This is a genomic window from Bradyrhizobium sp. 45, from assembly GCF_023073155.1.
In the GTDB taxonomy this organism is placed as follows: Bacteria; Pseudomonadota; Alphaproteobacteria; order Rhizobiales; family Xanthobacteraceae; genus Bradyrhizobium; species Bradyrhizobium canariense_D.
In genome coordinates, this window is sequence record NZ_JADPIX010000057.1 from 13410 (window position 1) to 34780 (window position 21371).

The 21371-nt window shown below is 58.1% G+C and carries 18 protein-coding genes and 1 pseudogene; 3 read left to right on the forward strand and 16 right to left on the reverse strand.

Annotated elements, in window-relative coordinates:
* Window positions 1–92: 92 nt before the first annotated feature.
* From IVB42_RS09870 to IVB42_RS09880, 3 genes are all read right to left on the reverse strand, one after another.
* On the reverse strand, window positions 93–743 hold the full coding sequence (locus tag IVB42_RS09870) for a hypothetical protein (protein ID WP_247470101.1): 651 nt from the start codon (window positions 741–743) through the stop codon (window positions 93–95).
* 90 nt (window positions 744–833) lie between these two features.
* Window positions 834–1448, reverse strand: a complete 615-nt coding sequence (locus IVB42_RS09875) for a transglutaminase-like cysteine peptidase (RefSeq protein ID WP_247395077.1) — start codon at window positions 1446–1448, stop codon at window positions 834–836.
* Window positions 1449–2043: 595 nt separating this feature from the next.
* Complete coding sequence (locus IVB42_RS09880; protein WP_247395075.1) at window positions 2044–2349, reverse strand: hypothetical protein; 306 nt, start codon at window positions 2347–2349, stop codon at window positions 2044–2046.
* 207 nt (window positions 2350–2556) lie between these two features.
* Here IVB42_RS09880 and IVB42_RS42020 point away from each other — a divergent pair, with 207 nt between their 5' ends.
* Window positions 2557–2679, forward strand: coding sequence for a hypothetical protein (locus IVB42_RS42020; protein ID WP_256467730.1), 123 nt, complete (start codon window positions 2557–2559; stop codon window positions 2677–2679).
* Here the strand turns inward: IVB42_RS42020 and IVB42_RS09885 are convergent.
* Window positions 2676–3869: a glycosyltransferase gene (locus IVB42_RS09885; RefSeq protein WP_085395826.1), complete on the reverse strand. Its 1194-nt coding sequence runs from the start codon at window positions 3867–3869 to the stop codon at window positions 2676–2678. The two genes, IVB42_RS42020 and IVB42_RS09885, sit on opposite strands and share 4 nt — an antisense overlap.
* A 754-nt stretch (window positions 3870–4623) precedes the next feature.
* The gene (locus IVB42_RS09890; RefSeq protein WP_247395072.1) at window positions 4624–5010 is read right to left on the reverse strand and encodes a transglutaminase-like cysteine peptidase; all 387 of its coding nucleotides are present in this window, start codon (window positions 5008–5010) and stop codon (window positions 4624–4626) included.
* A gap of 809 nt (window positions 5011–5819) precedes the next feature.
* Here IVB42_RS09890 and IVB42_RS09895 point away from each other — a divergent pair.
* Window positions 5820–7046: an NAD-dependent epimerase/dehydratase family protein gene (locus IVB42_RS09895; RefSeq protein WP_247395069.1), complete on the forward strand. Its 1227-nt coding sequence runs from the start codon at window positions 5820–5822 to the stop codon at window positions 7044–7046.
* Window positions 7043–8386 (forward strand): UDP-glucose/GDP-mannose dehydrogenase family protein, encoded by a 1344-nt coding sequence (locus IVB42_RS09900; protein ID WP_247395051.1) that lies wholly within the window; start codon window positions 7043–7045, stop codon window positions 8384–8386. Before IVB42_RS09895 ends, IVB42_RS09900 begins: the two co-directional genes overlap by 4 nt.
* A gap of 73 nt (window positions 8387–8459) precedes the next feature.
* Here the strand turns inward: IVB42_RS09900 and IVB42_RS09905 are convergent, their stop codons facing one another.
* From IVB42_RS09905 to IVB42_RS09955, 11 genes and pseudogenes are all read right to left on the reverse strand, one after another.
* Entirely contained in the window at window positions 8460–9383 is a 924-nt protein-coding gene (locus IVB42_RS09905; RefSeq protein ID WP_247395049.1) for an NAD(P)-dependent oxidoreductase, read from the reverse strand.
* A 176-nt stretch (window positions 9384–9559) separates the two neighbouring features.
* Window positions 9560–10294 carry a dTDP-4-dehydrorhamnose 3,5-epimerase gene (gene rfbC, locus IVB42_RS09910; protein ID WP_247395031.1) on the reverse strand — a complete coding sequence of 245 codons (735 nt, stop codon included), beginning with the start codon at window positions 10292–10294 and terminating at the stop codon, window positions 9560–9562.
* Window positions 10295–10468: 174 nt separating this feature from the next.
* Window positions 10469–11239, reverse strand: a complete 771-nt coding sequence (gene rfbF, locus IVB42_RS09915) for a glucose-1-phosphate cytidylyltransferase (protein ID WP_085395821.1) — start codon at window positions 11237–11239, stop codon at window positions 10469–10471.
* Between the two features lie 496 nt (window positions 11240–11735).
* Window positions 11736–13049 (reverse strand): HlyD family type I secretion periplasmic adaptor subunit, encoded by a 1314-nt coding sequence (locus tag IVB42_RS09920; RefSeq protein ID WP_085395820.1) that lies wholly within the window; start codon window positions 13047–13049, stop codon window positions 11736–11738.
* Window positions 13046–14749: a type I secretion system permease/ATPase gene (locus IVB42_RS09925; RefSeq protein WP_247395029.1), complete on the reverse strand. Its 1704-nt coding sequence runs from the start codon at window positions 14747–14749 to the stop codon at window positions 13046–13048. The genes IVB42_RS09920 and IVB42_RS09925 overlap by 4 nt, the downstream gene beginning before the upstream one ends.
* A gap of 321 nt (window positions 14750–15070) precedes the next feature.
* Window positions 15071–17497 carry an Ig-like domain-containing protein gene (locus tag IVB42_RS09930; protein ID WP_247395026.1) on the reverse strand — a complete coding sequence of 809 codons (2427 nt, stop codon included), beginning with the start codon at window positions 17495–17497 and terminating at the stop codon, window positions 15071–15073.
* A gap of 529 nt (window positions 17498–18026) precedes the next feature.
* Window positions 18027–18197 carry a hypothetical protein gene (locus tag IVB42_RS09935; RefSeq protein ID WP_247395023.1) on the reverse strand — a complete coding sequence of 57 codons (171 nt, stop codon included), beginning with the start codon at window positions 18195–18197 and terminating at the stop codon, window positions 18027–18029.
* 394 nt (window positions 18198–18591) lie between these two features.
* On the reverse strand, window positions 18592–19770 hold the full coding sequence (locus tag IVB42_RS09940; protein WP_247395020.1) for a hypothetical protein: 1179 nt from the start codon (window positions 19768–19770) through the stop codon (window positions 18592–18594).
* 448 nt (window positions 19771–20218) lie between these two features.
* Window positions 20219–20523: pseudogene (locus tag IVB42_RS09945) on the reverse strand (transposase); the annotation flags it as partial.
* 47 nt (window positions 20524–20570) lie between these two features.
* On the reverse strand, window positions 20571–21173 hold the full coding sequence (locus IVB42_RS09950; protein WP_247384563.1) for a plasmid pRiA4b ORF-3 family protein: 603 nt from the start codon (window positions 21171–21173) through the stop codon (window positions 20571–20573).
* A partial coding sequence (locus tag IVB42_RS09955) for a transposase domain-containing protein (protein WP_247384866.1) occupies window positions 21170–21371 on the reverse strand: 202 nt, incomplete at its 5' end. The genes IVB42_RS09950 and IVB42_RS09955, both read right to left, overlap by 4 nt.

Consider the following 21371-nt stretch of genomic DNA (forward strand, 5'->3'; position numbering starts at 1 on the left):
AGACATGGAGATGGCCGTCTCCGCTCACGAGAAGATAACGATCGCCGATCCGGGCCAGTGCTCCGCCGCGCACCGCAGATCTTGGAAACGCGTTAAGTATGAACGTCCAAATTGTAGAACTCAGTCTTGATCAAGGTATTACTGTGCACCGCTACCTCGGGTGTAACCCGCAATGCGAACGACCCCGCGGCCGCCGCTGCCAGCAGCCCGCCAAGCGCCAGAGCTTGGTGCAGCGCCGCAGTTCCTACGAAGTACGGGGCGGGGACGAGCACCAAGGCAGACGTGAAAATGCCTAGCGTGATGGCACGGGAATAATCGGCTTTGGTTAGGACAAACCCCAGGAAGACCACACCAAAAATCGCCATTGTAGCCACGATGGTCCAGCCAAATCGCAGCACCGGGGATGAGGGCGGCTGGATCAAAAGAGTATATGCGGCGCTTAGGACGAAAGACGCCATAAGACAGCCAAATGGAAGCGACTGAGCGGCGGGAAGCCGCCATAATGGCATGCCAAAACTCAATATTGGAAATAGCAAAAGCAACGCGACAGAGGTCGCATACCACAAGACCAGATAATACCCCGACGGACGTTGGCGCCGGCCAGGATTCGCTTTCGCTCCGGTTTGGTCGAGAAGCTTGAAGCGTGTCACCACACCTTTGCGCGAAGACGGAACAATCCTCGTCTGTCGAAACTCCTCGGACGCCTCCGCAACTCCATGTTCTGTTCTCACGCTTTTAGTCACTAAATTATCCCACCACTATTAATCGACTGGATTAATCGCTAGAGGTTATTATGCACCTCGCTTTGTGCAGCGCGATGCCTGCGCCCGCGCTCACGCCCCTTCCTGCCCAACCGCCGCCCACAGCCCATCGCGGCCCGGGCTCTGCACGCGAACCCAGCGATAGGGCGTCCGCGACCATGGCTTGATCTGAGGCGTGAGATTATCCAGGACGACATCGCCGCTCCTGGTCCGTACGAGGAGCACCAAATGATGTTCTCCGGAACTAACCACGACTTCACTCAATAACAGGACTCGCGCCGGCCAACCGCGCTGTAGCAGCTCGTGGCGCTTGCTCACGGCGTAATCGTTGCAATCGCCACGTGCGGGGTTAATGATCCACGCCTCGCCCGCCAGACCGAGCTCGTTGCGAACCGGCGCTATCGCCAAGTTGACCGCGCGATTGATCTGCCGCAGGTCCGCCCATCGCTTCTCGGTCAACCGGATCGGCCCGCCCCGAAAGGAGCGCCGCGGGCGACATTCGGCCTCATAGCGCAGGCAAAACGCCGTGTAAGTGATAGGCGGAAGCGTCGGGCGTCCCAGCTCGATGTGCGCAAGAGCCGGTGGCGGGACCGTCGGCACAGTCAACAAGGCCGCACGCGCCCACTGAACGCCTCCAATCATGACAGCTACGGCCGCCGCCACGATTGGCCCCGAGGTTCGTTGCATCTGCCGATCCTCTGCGAACGCCAAACCAAGGTCCGAATTCACCACTCACCGCGGCCGCCCCCTCCGGTCGTTGGAACGGCCACCTTCGTATAATATTTAATATTAATTAACTTCATTTAATCCGCAACAATAAATTTACGAATTAATTGGCATGGAAATCGCACGCAAATGAGCCACGGTGGTGCGCGCGGGCCCTCCCGAAGAAGGATGGGAAGAATGGAGCGAAAATAGTGGCCGGGTCCCGGAGGAAAAAATGCCCGTCAAGCGCAAATTTTTAATCGTTGATTTAATTATTCACCGAGACCAAAGCTTCCAACGACGACTTGGGCAGGAACAGAATCACATGCCAGATGAGCTACTCGTTATTCTGGGGGCTGAGGCTACAATGCTTGTCTTCATGGCGGCCATGACCCTGCACGCCAAGCGAATGGATGTATTGAGCGGATGGTCTCTCGAGCGGTCGGGAGTCTCGCCCACGGGTAACACGCATCCGCCGCGGTCGATCGGCCGAAAGCCGCGCGATTTAATGCGGTTGATCAGGAGATGGGATGGACTCACGACGTTCGACCCGCGAAATCTCTTGCGGCGACCGACATCACCGGAACGACGCAGTCGGGCCTTCAAACCAGACGCAGGCTCCGCCCCGGCTTGTGACGCGTTTTCGCCGGCCAGGCACGCCCGCCGCCGATGCGTCCGTGCTTTCAGAATCGTGCAGCGGCTTGAGCAGGTAGGACAGCGCGGTCCGACCTCCCGTCTTGATGAGGACCTCGACCCGCATATAAGGCAACAGCTTGGCCGATCCGTGTTTGCCGAGCGCGGTGATTTGCAAGCTTACACCACGGCCGATGGCCGCGGGACGGCTGCTGTAGAAGCCCCCAACCTCGACGATGAGAACATGCATGCTGATTGCGCCCGATCCATATTTAGTTTGCGCGCAAGGGAATCAATCCGCCGGTGAAAGGCAAATCAACAGCCTCCCGGTCAACGCCGCGAACAGGCGGACATCTCCGCCCAGATTAACGAATGGTTGAAATCACCAGGCCCAAAAGCCCCAACTTACCCAACTTAAAAGTAAGGTCGCCTCGAGCATGGAAGCTCAGAAAAGAATATGACGGCTGGAGGCGACGGGTGGATCAAGTCCCGACGGCGGCATCCGGCCGCCGAGCTGCTCGCCGAGGTCGAGCGCACCACCGAGCCGGTCTCGGCCGGCCTGTGGCTGCGTCCGCGCTAGCGCGATGCTGGCACGACGCCGAGCAGCTCCGCGAACGCCTCGGCCCGGCGCTGCCAGCTGTGCTCGGCGGCGAAGGCGCGGCGGCGGGCGACCTCGGCCTCGGGGCGCGGGTCCTCAAGCCACTTCACGACCGTGGCAGCGTAGGCGGCTGGGTCGGTCTCCACCCGGATCAGGTTCTCACTCTGGTCCGTGAGCCACCGGATCGCGGGCAGGTCGCTGGCCACGACGCCGCGCCCGGCGCTGAGATACTCGAGCGTCTTCAGCGGGAAGCTGCCCCGGTTGAACGCCGTGTCGGCGTACGGGACCAAGCCGACGTCGATCGTCCGCAGGTAGCGGGGCAATTCCTCGAACGGCTTGGGCCCGGTCCACTGGACGTTCGTGCGGGCCAGCAGGCGCTCCATCCGCTTCAGTTCGAAGCGCGGGTGGCGCGGCCCGACCAGCAGCAGCGAGGTCCCCGTGTCCGCGACCGCCTCCAGCATGCTCAGCTCGATGCGGTCGCCGAGGTGGCCGACGAACCCGGCTATGGGCCCCTTCAGGACCACGTCCTCGGGCACCGGCGTCTCGTCGGTGGCGGCGAAGCGCTCGGCGTCGGCGCCGAATGGGATCAGGGTCGTCTCGCGCCCCCGCGCTCGCCAGCTATCGGCCACCGTCGGGCTGGAGGCCACGATCAAGTCGGCAGACGCCGCCAGCCGCCGCTCGCCGTCGGCGATGCGCCCGGCCGAGGTGCCGAACAGCAGCGCCCCGCCGACGAAGTCGTCCTGGGCCCAATAGACCTTCAGCTCCTCGTGGCAGGTGCCGAGCGTGCGGACCAAGGCGCTGACCCCGATGACTGCGCGCGGCCGTCCGCCCCGTCCGAGCAGCGCCTCGACCGCCTTGCGCTGCGCCCGCCGGACGATCGCGGTGGTGATCGCGGCCATGCCGGGCCGCTCGGGCCCGGGCAGCACGACCGGCGTCAGCCTGGCCAGGTTCGGCGCCAGCAGCCGCAGGCGCGGCTCGGTCAGCCCGGCCCGCAGCTCCGGACGCCGCAGTGGGCTCAGCACCGAGATGGCAGGGTCCACGTAGAGCACGGGCACAATCTTGGCCAGCGCCTCGGCCATGTGCTGGTCGGCGAACTTCACGCTGTCCCACGAGTTGGCCGCGCACAGCACGACCAAGCCCTTCCAGTCGCCGGGCAGTGTCGGTTCAACCATGCCGTCTCGCTCCTTCCAACGTCGTGGTTGCGGCACCGAGTGCGTCGGCAAGGGCCCTGTCCCAGGTGAAGTGGCGGGCCACGTCGGTCCCCCAGCCAGCATCGCCTCGCAGACCGCGTCGTCGGCCAGGGTCCTGGTGACCGCCTGGGCCAGCTCGCCGGGGTCGCCGCCCGCGATCATGGCACCGGTGCGGCCGGGGGTCCATGGCGAAGGCGGCGCGCCCGACGCAGGGGAGCCCGCGAGCCTGCGCCTCGGCGAACACGATCCCGAAGCCCTCCAGCCGCGACGGCATGAACGAGGCGGCCGAGACGAGGCGGCCGAAGAACTCGACCCGCGCAGCAACTGCGATCGAGGACAAGACTCCATAACCAGCAATGATCCATCGGCCGTAGTGTGTCGTCACCTCCACTGGGGATACCGCATTTGTCCCTCCTCAGATAAGTTGAGACCGATCTGGTTTTTCGAGAAGGGGAGGCACTGGCTCATCAGGGCTTAGAGTTTAAGCTACCTGCAGTTGATGCTGCAAGCCTGGGGTCCGGAAGACATCGTTGCGTTCGTCGCGGATCTAGTCGTGCGCACGATGCGCTTGATGGTTATGCCGCTCTTCGACAGAGCCAGGACGGTCGCGTTGCTCTCCCCTCGGCGCAGATAGCCCTCATACTGGAGGCGCTCGGCGGCTATTAGCAGCTTGGCATGGATCGTGATCGCGCCAATGGCCTGGCGCATTCAATTTGCGGACGCAAATGACGCTTACCTACTGCGTAGTCATTGCAATCGCCGCGATCGGGGCTGATGATCCACTCCTCGCCTGCAAGGCCAGTTCGGTGGGCGTCGGCACGATGGCCAGCTTGATAGCGCGATTGATCGCCCGCAGCTCCGTCCACCGTTCCTCGGTCAGCCGGATCGTCCCACGGAAGCGTCTAGAGCGGCATTCAGCCTGCTTGCCGAGGCAAAACACGACGCAAAAGGCGGAAGCGTCGGTCGTCCCAACTCGATGTGCCGAGAGGCCGCCTGCAGGGACGTCGGCGCCCACCCGTCCTGCGACGCTCGCCCGTTGAATTCCCCCGATCGTGACAGCACCGCTATCGCGATGACTGAGCCGGCGGTTCGATGCATTTGCCGATTCCGTCGCGAACGCCAACTGAGGCTCGGATTTACTTGCAGCGTGATCGCGGTCGAGGGGCTTATCGCATATTTACGATTTACCATATTTAGCTTAAATTAATTCAAATGATTAAATTCTACTGGCTACCCGGCGGCGGAAGTGCCAGATGTCCAGACGGCAAGGCTTCTTCCGGCCGGCAACCGGCATCTGCCGCTTTTGGTCGCGCACGCGCACGGGATTTGCGGCGGTTTGTGAGGACTTAAGCGAGGACTTAAGGGCGGCGTCGCCAGGGTCTCCCGATCAAGTCTCCAGTCGCTCGGCCCGCGTCGGGCCTACGGACCACGGTGCGAAGCGTGTCCGACCTAGTGGCTCGTTCTCGTCCGCCTAGTGGCCACGGTCACCCCAGCCCTCGGGTACCACGCGCTTTTTGCGGCGGCAGGTCCCTAGCCGGTACTTGCGATTACGCCGGGCCAAACGCGAGTGCTTATGCACTCGAAGGGCCGTCATCGCGTCGGCGGAGGCTCAGCGTTTCTTGATTGCGCGCGTAGCGGGCGTCGGACATCTTCGTCCCCCATAGCGCGCCCGCCGCCGGACTGTCGGCGAGCGAGCTGCGCCGGAAGCACGGCATCAGCGCTCCTTCAGCACCTTTTGATATGCTCTTCCGTGAACCTGCCTTTACGCGCTGCCTGTCCGCTGACAGAACAGAACCGTAACTTAAAACCCGGGCATTTCAAGCGAGCAGGTCTGGGCAAAAACAACCTTGAATGTTGATTTTCTTGTGGGCTATAACCAATGAAATAGTGAGGTGCTCGTCTTTATCATTGCTGGCGGTCTTGGCGCCCGGGATGAAGAAACTCGGTTGGCGGCCAAAGCCGATGCTCCCGCGGAGAGCATCTGATGTTGGCACAGGAATTTGTCATTCGCCGGATTTCACCGACCGGCGGTACCGGCTGGCTGCTGCACAAGAGAGCGCTATGAATCCAATTTTAGAAGAAGATCTTCACTACATACTGAGCAAGCTTTCACCGTCGAACAAAAATTCCTTCCGGGATGGCACCATACTCATCACCGGCTGCGCGGGCTTTTTGGGTTTTAGTTTCATGCAGTTTTTTTCCGAGCACGCCTCAGCATTGGGGATTCGTAAAATCATTGGGCTCGATACATTTCTTCTTACAAAGCCTACATGGATTTCGGAACTCGCCACCCGCCATGCGGGCTTGGTCGACATTTACCAGTTCGACGTTTCTAAAGACGATATCTCAAGCATTGACGGAAGCGCTCAGGCGACCCATGTGATTCATGGCGCATCCATTGCTTCCCCGATTTTTTATCGAAGATTCCCTATCGTAACCTTAGATGCAAATATTTGGGGCCTAAGGCGGTTACTCGATTTTTATACATCAAAGAAATCCCGGGGCTTTTTGTTTTTCTCAAGTAGCGAAATTTACGGCGACCCCGATGCGGCCAACATTCCCACGGCCGAAGAATACCGTGGCAATGTTTCCTGCATTGGCCCGCGCGCCTGCTATGACGAATCGAAGCGGTTTGGCGAAACCATGTGCAGCCTGTTTTCCAAGGAGTATGGAATTCCGATCACTGTCGCAAGACCATTCAACAATTACGGACCGGGAATGAGAATCGATGATCGACGCGTTCCCGCGGATTTCGCAAAGTGCGTAATCGAAAACAAAGACATCGAAATTCTCTCCTCTGGTTCGCCTACGCGCACATTCTGCTATGTCGCTGATGCGCTCGCGGGGTACTTAAAGTGTCTCACCTACGGCGAGTTCGACTACTTCAATATCGGCATTGAAAGGCCGGAGATTTCAATTCGAGAACTTGCATCGCTCTATCAAGAGGCCGGCTCCCGCTTCCGTGGCTACACGGGAAAGGTAGTTTTGGGTCAATCCCCTGACAAAGAATATCTGACTCATAATCCGAATAGACGATGCCCCATCATCGAAAAGGCAAGGACGAAACTAGGGTACAATCCCGAAATCAACGTAAAGACCGGAGTCGAGAGATTCGTTCAGTTTCTCCTGCACGAGAACGAGAAAGGAGACCTAGCGTGAAGCTGTCAGTAATCGGAACAGGCTATGTCGGGTTGGTGAGCGGCGTTTGTTTTGCCTCTAAAGGCCACGACGTCGTTTGTGTTGACGTGAGTGAAGAGAAGGTCAGTTTGATCAATAGGAAGATTCCGCCCATTCATGAGGAGGGCCTTCCAGAACTTCTTCGCACCGTTATCGACGAAAGAAAATTCCGCGCGACCTCTAATCTGAATGAGGCCTTGGATTTTTGCGAGGCCGTGATCGTGGCCGTCGGAACTCCGACGACCGATGGAAAACTCGACCTCACCTATCTCGTTCAGGCAATACGTCAAATCGGCGCGTACTTGAAGTCGACGAACAAGTTTTTAAGCGTGATCATCAAAAGCACAGTTCTTCCGACCACGACGGATACTGTCGTTCGCGAAGCGATTACGGAAGCGTCTGGCAGAAAGGTTTCGCAATTTGGACTTGGAATGAATCCTGAATTTTTGCGCGAGGGAAAAGCCATCTCCGACTTCAATTTCCCTGATCGCATTGTTCTTGGGTTCGACGACTCCCAAACTCGTGAGGTTCTCTCGAAGATTTACGAGCCCTGGAACGTCGACAAGGTGTATGTCAACACCCGGACAGCGGAGATGATCAAGTACGCGAACAACTGCTTACTCGCGCTCCAAGTTTCAGCCGCGAACGAACTGGCGAATCTTGCGGCCAAGCTAGGTGGGATCGATTTTATGGATGTTTTTAGAGGCGTCACTCTCGACAAGCGATGGAATCCAATTGGATCCGATGGATCTCGCATAGATCCCGAAATTTTGACTTATTTGGTGCCTGGGCCCGGCTTTGGCGGCAGTTGTTTCCCGAAGGACGTTCAGGCGATCCGCACACAGGGACAAAACAATGGCCTTCCAATGGAAATATTGGAAGGCGTCTTGAGTGTGAATGCGAAACAGCCCGAACAGGTGACAAAAATCCTTGGAGCTCACTTTGGAAATCTAGAGAGCAAGAACATCCTGCTACTGGGACTTGCGTTCAAGCCGGAAACCGACGATGTTCGTGAATCGGCCTCGATCCGCATTTCGGAAGAATTGCTTGCACAAAAGACCAATCTTGTTGCGCACGATCCAATTGCGACGGAAAACTTCATCAAGTTCTCGGGCGTTCAAACCTCTGCAATCCGATTCACCAAGAATTGGAGAGCGGAAATTGCGAACGCGGACGCAATCGTGGTGGCTACGCGGTGGGCAGAATACAAAGCTCTTCCTGGCCTCAAGGTTGCCGGCAAAGTCGTGTTCGATACGCGACGGCTTCTTTCCCCAAAGGATTTCCCAAGCTCCACGTACTTTTCGATCGGCCGAAGGGTTTAGCTGAAGTAGCCAGTGCCCCAAGCCTTTCTTCAGCATGTCGGAGCGATTCTACGTTGGGATCACGACACCGAACTTACTTCAATGTCTCACGGTAATATTCAAAACATTCGTCCCAGGCTTTCGATTCCTCCCAATTACCGACATACCCGACCGCCGAATCTGCGTTGTACCTTCGTATAGGCTCGCTAAAGTCCGTTTGGTGATCGAGAATGACTTGAAGCTCTCTCCCCGCACGCTTCGAAAACTCCTTCGCGTATTTTTGCGCGAACTCCCCCTGCCTGCATACGTAACCGCTGGGATTCAATTTGGTGAGAATTTGACTTTGTGAAGGAAGTGCCTCGATGAACTTGCGATAACAACGGGAAAGCAGCGAAACGTGCGCGTTGTCGCGCAAGTATTCCGGCGTTCTTACGTGCGGAGTCTGGCCACTCGCCCATGTTTTAATGAGATAGTGCGTAAAGCGTTCTTCTTCGTAAGGACCGAATGGATTGGTAATCACGAACTTGCCGAGCTTCAACTTCCTTTGTTCACAAAAATAGAGAAAGATCTCGTAGGTCATCGTCTTCGAGAGCCCGTAAGGATTGAAAGCTCCGGAATCTCCCAAACCTTCATTGGATTCGAAGACAGACCCAGTAAGAACAAGGCCCTGACCACCGCCGCCTTGGAAAATATCCAATACGCGTCTTAGGTTATTGGTATTGCTCGCAGTTGCCGCCATGTGATCGAAATCGGGACTTCGATAATCCTTCATTTCCGCGGCATGATGGCAAATGAGCTCAAACTTACCCGATTCTAAAATTTCCAAAAAACTTTCTGAGCCAAATGAGACATTCGGCTGTATCGAAGAAACTTTGGCGAGTTCCTTAAAACGCTCGCCGCGAATCCCTTCGTAAGAACCGCTTCGCACGGTCGCTACTACTTGGTGACCCGCCCCAGCTAGCTCTCGCGCGAACCATAAACCAGTAAACGATGTGGCTCCGGTCAAAAGAATTTTCATAGCAATCCTCAAATCAACAGCGCGAGAGTAAAGTCCGGCTCATTCGCGTCATTCTCACACATATACGCCGGTGACTTACGCGCCGCTTCGATGGAGCCATCGCATTGTGACCAGAGCTGCGAGACTGCGGACAAACCACAGGCCAATGAACGAGCTTGCTCCAGTAAGAGGAATCTTCATAAGCCTCGGAGCAGTTCAATCCCGTGAAAAGCGGGATTGAACTCGGGCCAGTTACGATCTTTTTCCGAGACTTCCACGGGAACGCGAGGCCACCTCACGTCGAAACGTGGATCATTGAAGCGTATCCCGCGCTCTGCTTCGGGAGTGTAGAAGGCGTTGACGAGATAGAACGCCTCCGTGTCGTCGGTCAACGTAAGGAAGCCGTGCGCAAAACCGCGCGGAACATACATCATCAACCGGTTCTCGCCTGATAATTCCGCCCCGAACCACTGAGCATAGGTTGGAGAATCCGGGCGGAGATCAATAATAACGTCATATAGCGTGCCACGGATGCAACGCACGACCTTGATTTCGGCTGCTGGCGGCAACTGGTAGTGCATACCGCGCAATGTGCCCGCCTTGGCAGTAAGCGAGTTGTTGATTTGGACGATCGGAGTGGGAATTCCAGCTGTTTCGAATTGCCGTTGGCAGTATAAGCGCGAAAAAAAGCCTCGATCATCGCCTCGCTTTTCTAGTTCGATCGTATATGCGCCAAGAAGCGGCGTCTGGTGGAATTTCATCGGCAGATCCTTGGGTTCTGGGCCTTGTTTGCCAGTGCGAGGCACCGCCTCACCACTGATAGCCTCGGTGACTGCCTCATTATTTTTTTCCCATCCGGGCATTGTAATCGCGGCGAGATGTACCACTGCGTCGCCGCCGTCGAGACGGTCGAGGATACGTCCAAAATGCATTCATGCTAATCGAGCGATTCCTGCGATCTTTTGGCTCTCGGCGAGATTGTGCGCAAGGTAGAGTGTGTCGGAGCAAACCAGTTTGGAATCGGGAAGCTTGTCGCGGAAAGCGGAACGAGAGTTCGGCCGACATAGCCCGCCACAACGGTAATGAGGATCCGCTTTGAACGCCCGTTACCATTTCTTCCAGGGAGCTTTGTTGCTCAACCAGAGGTCTTCCAAGTACCGCTTGTCGCGCAACGTATCCATCGGATGCCAGAACCCGTCGTGAAAGAAAACACTCATTTGGCCATCCTTTGCCAAGTTAATCATCGGCTCCCTTTCCCAGATCGTTGCATCTCCCTCGACATAATTTCCGATCTTGGGCGATAGAACAAAAAAACCGCCATTAATCCAGCCGCCGTCACCGCGCGGCTTTTCCTGAAAGCCGGTTACTCGGGTGCCATCGTAATTGATCGCACCAAAGCGTCCGGGAGGCTGGGTTGCCGTCACGGTTGCAAGGCGTCCTTCACGACGATGGAATGTGATACTCTCGGTTATGTTGATGTCCGATACACCATCGCCATAGGTGACGCAGAAAGCCTCGTCTTTTGCGAGAAAGGGCAGAATCCTCTTAATGCGGCCCCCGATCATCGTTTCCTCACCTGTGTCGATCAGAGTGACCTTCCAGGGCTCGGAGTGGTTTTCCAAAACTCGCATACTGTGTTCCCGCATGTCGAAGGTAACGTTCGACTGATGCAGGAAGTAATTGGAGAAATATTCCTTGATTACGTACCCCTTGTGGCCAAGACAAATGATGAAATCATTGATGCCGTGACTACTGTAGATCTTCATAATGTGCCACAGGATCGGCTTGCCGCCGATCTCGATCATGGGTTTGGGGCGGATGTCGGTCTCTTCTGCAAAGCGCGTTCCGAGACCGCCGGCCAATATCACTGCCTTCATCGATCGCCTTGAAATCTTTGTCGTTTTCGCCCAGACCACCGAAACTGGTGCCGTCGCCAATATCGCGAGAAAACATTTAACCCCACTAATTAAATATTATCAAGATTTAAAATGCGATCAAAATTTGAATTTTGTTCGCCCATGCGCGCCTGAGATATAAATACACAATTTTAAGCGTGCGCTGCCGCCTTTGCGCAGTCCTCCCTCTCGTTCGAAGCAGCAGATGGACCTTTGTCGGACAGGATTATACGAACCTGTCAGATCGTCCGCGGGCCGTTGGTATAACTGGTGTGCGGCAAGCGCGTTCACCGGTTAGAGTCAGGAGAACTTACCTTGCAAACCGAGGAAGTGCTCGGACATCCCGCTCCCACCTACTCGTCGCCTTGGTCTAAGCTCGTGGGCGACCAATCGGCTGCAGGCTACAGCGCGCGACGTTCATCCGACCGGAGCGCGCTTTTCGCATGCTCCGCCCTGTGCTGCCAGCCAATCTGCAAGATCAACGCTCCTTGAATGCTCGCTCCGCCTGATCCTGCAGCGGCTTGAGAAGGTAGGATAGCGCGGTTCGACCCGGCGTCTTGATGAAGACCTCGACTGGCATGCCGGGCAACAGCTTGGCCGACCCGAGTTTCGCGAGCTCTTCCGGCTTCAGCAGAACGCGACCCGTGTAGTAACTGGTTCCGGCACGTTGATCCTGGGTGATGTCTGCCGAGACCATGCTGACCTCTGCGTCGATTTCGGGCGTAGTCTTCTGGTTGAACGCCGCGAAGCGCATTGTCGCGGTCTGCCCCACATAGACCTGGTCGATATCGCGCGGTGCGATCTTGACCTCAACCGCAAGCGAATCCGCATCAGGCACGATCAGCATGATCTGCTCGCCGGGAGAGATCACACCTCCAACCGTGTGGACGCTCAGCTCGTGGACGCGGCCGGATTGCGGTGCCCTGATATCGACCCGGTTCAGTTGGTCGACCGCCGCAGTTTTGCGTTCGCCCAGCTCGGAGAGTTTCGAGCGCGTTTCGATCAGATCCTTGCCGACTTCCGTCCGCAGGTCCTGGTCGATCTGAATGATCTGGAGTCCGATTTCGGCGATCTTGCCCCTCGACTGAGCGATCATTCCTGCCAACTGGCTGCGCTCGCCTTCGAGGCGCGCGGAATCGCGCTCCAGGGAATTAAGCCGCGTGATCGGCACCAGATTTTTTTGCCAGAGACTGCGCACGCCCTCCAGCTCCTGCCGGATAAATTCGACTTCCTTCTGCTTGGCCTCGGTTTGCCCCGTAAGGCCCTTGATCTCGTTTTCCAGCTGCGCGCTCTTCTCCTGCAACTGCGCTTTTTGGCCGCTCCTCGCCTGACGACGCAGGTCGAACAGCTTTCGCTCCGCGATGATTGCACGGCTCGCCTCGGAGTTGCTCTCCTTGGCCCGGTCGAGCAGCACCTTGGGGAACATGACCTGCTCGGCACCGTCGCGCTCAGTCTCGAGACGAGCCTGCCGCGCGAACAGCTCATCGAGGCTGTTGGTGACGATCGTCGCATTCGCGAGTGTCTGGGTCTCGTCGAGGCGGATCAAAATATCCCCTGCATTGACCCGGTCGCCCTGCCGCACGCGCAGCTCTCCCACGATCCCACCGGTGGAATGCTGAACTTTCTTGACGCTTGAATCCACCACGACCACGCCTTGGGCGATCACCGCGCCCGACAATTGGGTCGTTGTCGCCCAACCGCCGATCCCGAAGGTGACCAGACCGAACATGATCATACCGACGATCATGTAACGCTGGATGGATTGCATTGCAGGAGCCACCTGGCCGTTCATCGGCTGCCTCCTTGAGCTTCCGCGACGACCTTGAGCGCTACGGGATTTCGCAACACTCTGTTGAGAACCTCCTCTCTCTTGCCGAAGGACTGAACTCTGCCTTCCCCGAGGCACAGGACATGGTCCACGCCCTCCAGCGCCTTCGGACGATGCGCGATAACCGCAACAATCCCACCACGGCGGCGTACGTTCAGGATCGCCTCGGTTAAGGCTTCCTCGCCCTCGGCGTCAAGATTGGAAGAGGGCTCATCAAGCACGACCAGGAATGGCTTGCCGTAAAAGGCTCGCGCAAGCCCGATACGCTGCCGCTGCCCCGCCGACAGCGCTAACCCTCCCTCGCCGATCTTCGTGCTGTAGCCGTCCGAAAGGGAGAGGATGAGGTCGTGCGCGCCCGCGGCATGCGAGGCTTCCAGAACTGCGGCGGCCGTTGCCTGCGGGTCGAAACGTGCAATGTTCATCGCAATACTGCCATCGAACAATTCGACGTCCTGAGGCAGATAACCGATGTGCTTGCCGAGGGCGTCCGAAGACCAGTGATCGAGCGCGGCCTTGTCGAGCCGGATCCTGCCTCGAATGGACGGCCAGACCCCGACCAGCGCACGTGCCAACGTCGATTTGCCGGATCCGCTCGGACCAATGATTCCAACCGCCTGCCCGCTCCGCAGTTGGAACGACACTTCACTGACGGTGGGCCTCTCCGAATTTGGGGCTCCAATATAGAGCTGCTCGACGGTGAGGGTTTCAACAGGCGGAGGCAATGCCAACCGCTCCGCCTCCTCAGGCAGAAGCTTCAGCAGGCGATCGACTCGTTGCCCCGATTGCCGCGCGGCGACGAACCCTTTCCAGTTCGCAATGGCCAGTTCAACGGGCGCAAGGGCCCGCGCGGTGAGGATCGATCCGGCAATGATGATGCCGGCCGTCGATTCCTGGTTGATAACGAGGACGGCGCCAACGGCAAGAACCAGCGATTGCAAGATCGCCCGGAAAATCTTGGATGCGCCACCGAGTCCGTTTGCGACATCGCTGGCCCGCTCATGGGCCGCGAGGTACTTCACGTTGACATCCTGCCAGCGTAAGGTCGCCTGTTGCCGCATGCCCATGGCCTGCAGGACTTCAGCATTTCGCCGCCCCTCGAGCGCCAGTGCGGTTCGCGAGACGGCGAGACGCGAGGTCGCCTTTGCCGGCCCTCGGGTGCGCGTTTCCGTGAGCATCGTAATGCCGACCAGCACCAGCGCGCCGGCCAGCGCAGTGACGCCAATCCAGAAGTGAAAGAGAAAGCAGACGCCGAGGTAGATCGGCATCCAGGGCAGATCGAAGAGCGCCGTCGGCCCTCCGCTCGACAGGAAGCTGCGGACCTGATCAAGGTCCCGCACCGGCTGCAAGCCGTCGCCGTCGGCTCTGGTCTTCAAAGGCAGGCGAACAAGTGCGTCGAATATGCGAAAGCTGAGCTTTTCATCGAAATATCGGCCGACCCGGGCGCTGATCCTGCTCCTGACGAGGTCGAGCCCACCCTGGAACAGGTAAAGAACCGTGGCCAGAACCATCAAGGCGATCAGCGTCGGTATGCTGCGCCCGGGCAGCACCCGGTCATAGACTTGCAGCATGAAGAACGAGCCGGTGAGCATGAGGAGATTGCTCATCCCGCTGAAAGCCGCGAGCGCCCAGAATATCCTGCGGCAAGACCGCAGGAATGCCGACATCTCTGACTGTGGCTCCTCATAGTTCTCCGCCGGTCGAAGGCGAGCGACGAAGATCCGCTGCCGCAGGGCGTCAACCCAGCGCCTTGCCCAGCCAATCAGTCGCGGCGTCCGCGGTTCGGCGGCATCCGCCGACTGTGCTCCGCCAGCCCATAGTCTCGATATGTGCAGAAGTCGAATGCGAAAAAGATTCGCAGGTGGGGGGATCACCCCCCACCGTCTAAAGTCCATCATGGCAGCCGCCCTTGAATGCCTTGTCGGAGGATCCCCCAAGAGATCCCCCGAGGCCGTTGTTGAGTACTACTCTTTGTGGTTACGCCGTCCCTACGCGAAGTGGAAGTCGTGACTGGCCAACGCATCCAGCTTGGTGTTTTTCAGCGTGAGCGTGTCGCTCCCCGTCGCGATCACGACGTCGCCGCTCGACTGTGCCGCGTGGGAGAGAACACTCGCGAAACTGTCGAACACGGACTTACTGAACTCGACCGTGTCGTGGGCAGCTCCGCCGGCAACGAAGCCCTTGATGACGTCGTTGCCGAAATTCGCGCCAAACACGAAAGTGTCGGCCTTGCTGGTGCCAACGAAGACGTCATTGCCTGAAGTGCTGGTCTGTATGTTGCTGCCTGTCGAGCTCGAAGTAGCAACGACCTGACTGGTGCTCGTGGACGACGTAGTTGCGCTGGAAGCACCGATTTGCCCGTCACCATTGAGATCCTGGTGAAAGCTGGTCTCGAGCGATTTGAGCCCAGAGTTCGTACCCGACACGGAGCCGTCGGACGTGGAGCCGGTCAGGCTGCTGACATGGGAGACGTAGTTGCCGTTGCTATCGGTGTTCCACGCCGTGTACTGACCCGTGCTCGCCTCTTTCCAGACGACCTGATAGCCCGTAGCCGTCTTCTCCGCACCAATCGGTGCCCAGGTGCCATCTGCCCCCTCGACAAAATCCACGCCGTGAGACTTCAGCGACGGGCCCGTCCCGGTGCTGCTGTTGAGGTAGTATTTGTCGCTACTCTCAACGAGACGTGTTGCACCAGCCGACTCGATGACCGCCCCAGTGGTTGGCGTTGGCGACGTCGGCGTGGTTGGTGTGGTCGAACTGCTGGCACCGATCTGCCCGTCACCGTTCAGATCCTGGTGGAAGGTCGTCTCGAGCGACTTAAGGCCCGAGTTCGTACCCGACACCGAGCCGCCCGACGTGGAGCCGGTCAGGCTGCTGACATGGGAGACGTAGTTACCGTTGCTGTCGGTGTTCCACGCCGTGTACTGACCGGTGCTCGACTCTTTCCAGACAACCTCATAGCCCGTGGCCGTCTTCTCCGCACCAATCGGCGCCCAGGTGCCATCTGACCCGTCGACAAAATCGACGCCATGAGACTTCAGGGTCGGACCCGTCCCGGTGCTCGTGTTGAGGTAGTATTTGTCACCACTCTCCACGAGACGTGTTGCACCGGCCGACTCGATCACCGTGCCAGCAGCTGGCGACGTCGGCGTGGTGGGGGACGTCGGTGTGCTGGGGGATGTCGCGGTACCGGTGCTGGCCGTAAACACTGTGGACGCCACACCGGTATTACCCGCCACGTCCATTGCCTTCGCGGAGAGGCTGTGCGAACCGGCCGCAAGGGCGGCGGTGGTATAGGCCCACACGCCGCTGCTGTTGGTCGTCGCGGTCCCGATCTGGGTCGTGCCGTCGAACACCTTTACGACGCTGCTCGCTTCGGCATTGCCCGACATCACCGCCTGATTGGCGCTGTTCACCGTATGGCTGACAATTGTCGGCACGGTCGGCGCTTTGGTGTCGACAGTGACTGCCAGCGCAGACGATGAAGCGCTGGTCTGTCCCGACGAGTTGGTCGCAGTTGCGGCTAACGTATGCTTGGCGTCAGTCAGGACCTTTGTGATGTAGTCCCAATTGCCGCTTGAATCCGCAGTCGTCGAGCCGATTTGGGTTGTACCGTCGTAGACCTTGACCGTGCTGCCGGCAGCAGCCGTACCCTTGAGCTCGATGGTATTGTCGTTGGTGATCTTGTCGCCTGCGGTGCCGCTATCGGTCGAGAATGACGCGATAGTCGGCGCACCCGGTGCGGTCGGCGTCGTCGGTGCGGTAGGCGCAGTCGACCCTTCGACCGGTAAAGGGGGCGCGATGAGATCACCCGGGACGAGTTGACCATTCACGATCGTCGCGTAGCGTACATTATCCCACTCTGTGATGTGTATTTTCGCACCGGTTTGCTGAAATAGAAGCGGACCGTACTCAAATGGCCCGACAAAATACACGTCTTTCATGGCGACGTTAATATCGCCTGGCCCATCCGAGGCAAAGCGCAGACCATACGGACCACCTTCGAACATCACATTATCGAAAGTGAACGTCCCACTATAATTGTCTGCAACGAACATCCCGGCCGTTGCGGCAGTGTTGTGGGACACGATTGCGGAGTTTGTGATGGTCACATCGCCGGTGCCGCCGGGAGCATAGGCCTGAATACCATCGGCATGATCGGACCCTATGCCCGTCGTTTCAATGTACGAATTGTTGATGTTTACAGTGCCGCTGCCGCCGATGCGGACCCCTTCTTCCGAATTGATACGGACATCGTCCATGCTGAACGAGCCAGTGCCGACGACCGACGCAGTGTTGCCGGTGTCGGTAATACTCTTATTCGAAACCGTCCCGCCATTTGGAACGGAGACCGAATTAGAAGTAGTAACCCCGCTAAACATCGGGTCATTCCAGCTCATCGGAATGGTTGCCATTTAGTTTTCTCCTGATCGCTTTGATTGGTTTGTCCCTGGCACGCGCCCAATTTAACCCCCGAGCGGCGATGCTGTGCGACTCTGCTAATGCAGCGCCGTGGGGTTCGTCTTGGTCGATGGGTGGAGGCTTTTTTGGGACGACACGAGGGCCCACCCAAGGTAATTCCCAGGTAACCGAGCCAAAATCTCACCACCCACGAATTCAATACGTCCGAGATTCCTTAATTAACTCAAGTATTAGCTCGGCGTTCAGGAGCTAAGCCATTAACATCAACCTATACCTAGGAATACTCGACCGCCCGAGCCCTCCAGTCGCGAGATGATTGAGTTGACAAGAGCGTCTTCGCCATTTGAATCGACAATCTGCCGCTCGACAAACAAATTAAAATATTGCGACGACAATCTCATCGCCAGAAGCATAATCGATGAACCAAGCGAAAATTGCCGGTAATCACCTCGCCGAACGCCGCCGCCGGCAGGGCAACAATCTTTTGCGTGCGTTGGGACCTGGGCGGGATCGGCGCCCCGATCAACCGAGCTCTTGCGCGCCGGGCACCACATCCGGCCGACCTGTCTTGCCTTTTGGGCCGTCCAGCAAAACCACGAATGCAACTCTTGCGGCCCTGCGGCCGGCGAGGTCGAGTGAATGCATATCACCGCGACCGCAGGTCTCCAGCGTTGCGGTGTCAACCGCGCCCATGATCCGCATCCGAACCCCGGCCGCAAACTCGAGTTTCGATCCCCCCGCTGCTGATCGGCCCGACTACTGACCAGGCGTCCCCCTCAATTCTGGCATCACATCGCCGGCACGTAGCCCACTTGTTGCGCGGCGCACCCGTCAGCTCGGGGCGCAATTCAGACCAACGTCGCCGCCGACCCATCTCCACTACTTCAGCCGTTCTACTTGGGCACTGCGCCTATCATTTTCCACAGGACAATTCTCAATGCCGCGCTTCTTTCGGGAGGCGGCTTTGGCGGACGCATACCGTCGAGGATTATCTGCCGTCAGACAAATCTGTTGAGGCGCTCCACCGGTTATTATTTCCACCTGAAGGATCGGGGCCGGCTTTTGGGCAGCAGGTCAACCTCGGTCGTTACCGTCCAACCGGCTTCGGAGAGGCGATCAACGATCCCGGTACAAGCACGCCATTGACGATCGTGGCGTTCCGCACATTGTCCCAGAGCTTGATGTGGTTCACATGTCCGCCAGCATCACTCAGCAGTAGCGCGCCGAATTGGAATGGACCGACGAAGTACACGTTCTTCAGGTAAACCTGGTTATCGCCGCCAACGTCGGGATGTACGCGCAGGCCAAAGGGACCACCGATGAAAACCACATCCTGCAAATCGATCGTACCGGTCCAGTTATCTGCGATGAAGATACCAGCGGTCGCATCATGATTGTGGCCATGGAATGTCGTGTTTCTTATTTTCAGAGTGCCGCGATTTCCCGGCGAATAGGCTTGCAAGCCATCGGCATGATCCCCGGATATGCCCTGTGTCTCGATGTAGCAATTGCTGATGGTGAATGTACCAGAACCACCAACGCGAAAACCTTCCCGCGAATCGACGCGGCAATAGTCAACAATGTTGTCGCCGCTCATCCCAATGCTCGCCGGTTCAGATACATGCTCCTTAATGGAGGTACGCGAAAGGTTCTGCCCCTTGCTCAGCCAAAGCTGGCTGGTCCGTTCCGTCAGCCCTGTGAACATCGGATCATTGAAGGTGAGTGGGATGGCGCCAACAGACGTGCTTTGCGCAGCATAGTTGACGGTTGCTGCGCCGGTCGCGCTGCCATTGCGGTTCGCTGCCCCGACGGTCAAAGCGATGCTGCCCGTGCCCTGGATGGCAGCTATACCAGCTGCCGTGACCGTCTGGTCCGTGCAGTAGTGGCCCGACGACGTATACCCGATCTGACATCGCCCGATTTTCGGAATGGCGATCTTGGCGTCGTTTGACGGCACGCAATGCGAGGCCGAGGACGAATGACGCGGCAGGCATGGAGCGTCCTTCGGCAACGGCGTAGCCGCGGTGGCGAGAATGATCACCAGTGGGGCGAACATCAGGACCAGCTTAGCCCCGAACCAAGGCCGAGCGAACGAATTTGAGCAGTAGGGCAGCATCGCGGGCCTTTGGTCCCGGCCAAGCGCAACGCTATTCGTTTGCACGCGAACGCGCTTCGGATGCCCTGTCAGGCGAAACCTCGCAACGCTCGCCACAGCGCCAAATCCGAATTCGGTATAGTATGCACGTAAACCACCGAGAAGTCCCATTTCCTGTCTCCCCAACGTTTCTAAGCTGGTATCATGCACGTATCGGGCCCGGTTAGGAACGCTGACAAGGCAGCGCTTTGATTGAATTGACATCTGCATCGCCATTCCGGACGGCCCGGTCGAGGCATCGCACAATGCACGCATTTGCCGCTCATTTCTCCATCTACGTATGTTTTGCAAAGCTAGATTTGCGCGAGCGCGCCCTCACCCCGCCTCCCGGGCTTTCTGTCTGCGTCAACTTATCGAATGAAACTAGAATGCCATTTGCATACGTCGGGGAAGCAAAGATCTTGACAGGTCGGATGAGTGTCTTGCGCGGCGGAGGGAACGGAAGTGACCCCGTTCTTGTGGTCGAACATCAAACCGCTACCGAGCAAGAACATGAGCAAGAACTGCGTTGACGGACTTTTTTCTTGGTCCTGACAAACGGCTCAGCTTTGTCATTCTAAGCGTTGCGTAGGCATCGATGTGTTCCTGAAGCTGCTTGAGGCTTGTGAAGGAGGTGCCGCTTAGTGACTGCCCCTGCAAGATCGAGAACCAGACCTCGACCTGATTGAGCCAGGACGCGCTTGTCGGCGTGAAATGAAATCGCACGTTGGGGTGGGCCTTGAGCCAGTGCTCATTTTTCTTGTGGGTGTCGAGATTGTCGAGGCTGACGTGAAGCTTTCGGCCCGGAAAGGCCGCGGTGACGCTGTTCATGAAGTCGAGAAACTCGACGCGGCGACGGCGTTTTGAATGAGCCGCGATGATCTTTCAGGTGTAAGCGTCGCTCTGAGGCCCATTTGATTGGTGCTTGACGTCTATTTTGAACGCGTGGTGCGCCGGCGCGGCTTCCATATTTCCGACAATGCGTTGACGGCGGCCTCGAGCGCCTTCCGGTCGACGACGTTGGGATCAAACTGCTCAGGGCCCCAGAGGCGCATTTGTTCGTGCTCCGGATGGGTGGGGTCGCGGATGGCGTCGAGGTATTCGGTATAGCCTGACGCACCGCCGACATCTTCCGGAGGACAACGGCCGGCGGCCTCGAGCAAGAGGGGAAGTCCCTCCGTTGTCGTGTTGTCGAACCACTTTTCGAGCTTGATCACGTGATCCCAGCTGTCGCCGAAGTCGTAGAGATAATGGATCGTCTTCGCGCCGGTCTCGTGAACGATATTGGAGAGCCGCGTCTTGCGAGCATCGATGGGCTGAGGGCCAAAATCTCCATCGGGATCAGGGATACCCCAACGTCCTTCGCCAGCCAAAAACTCGAAGAGATGGCTATTCGTCCAGCCAAACGCCGCCTGAAGCGTCAGATGCAGCCGATCAAGGCGCAGCGTGAGCGGCACGACAAGGCATCGCATCACCTCCGGTTTCACGTCCTCGAGGGTCACCTTGATCCGGACCGCGGTCGTGCTGAGGCTCATGCCGCAAGCCTCGGATCTTGTGCATGCATCGTATAGGTGGATGCCCAGGGAAGCAGTTCGTCCAGCCGTGCCGCCGGCCAGCCATTGACGAGCTTTGCCAGAACGTCGGCAAGCCAATACTCGGCGCTGACGCCGTTGAGCTTACAGGTCTCAATGAGCGACGCCAGCAATGCCCAATTCTCAGCACCCTCGTCACAC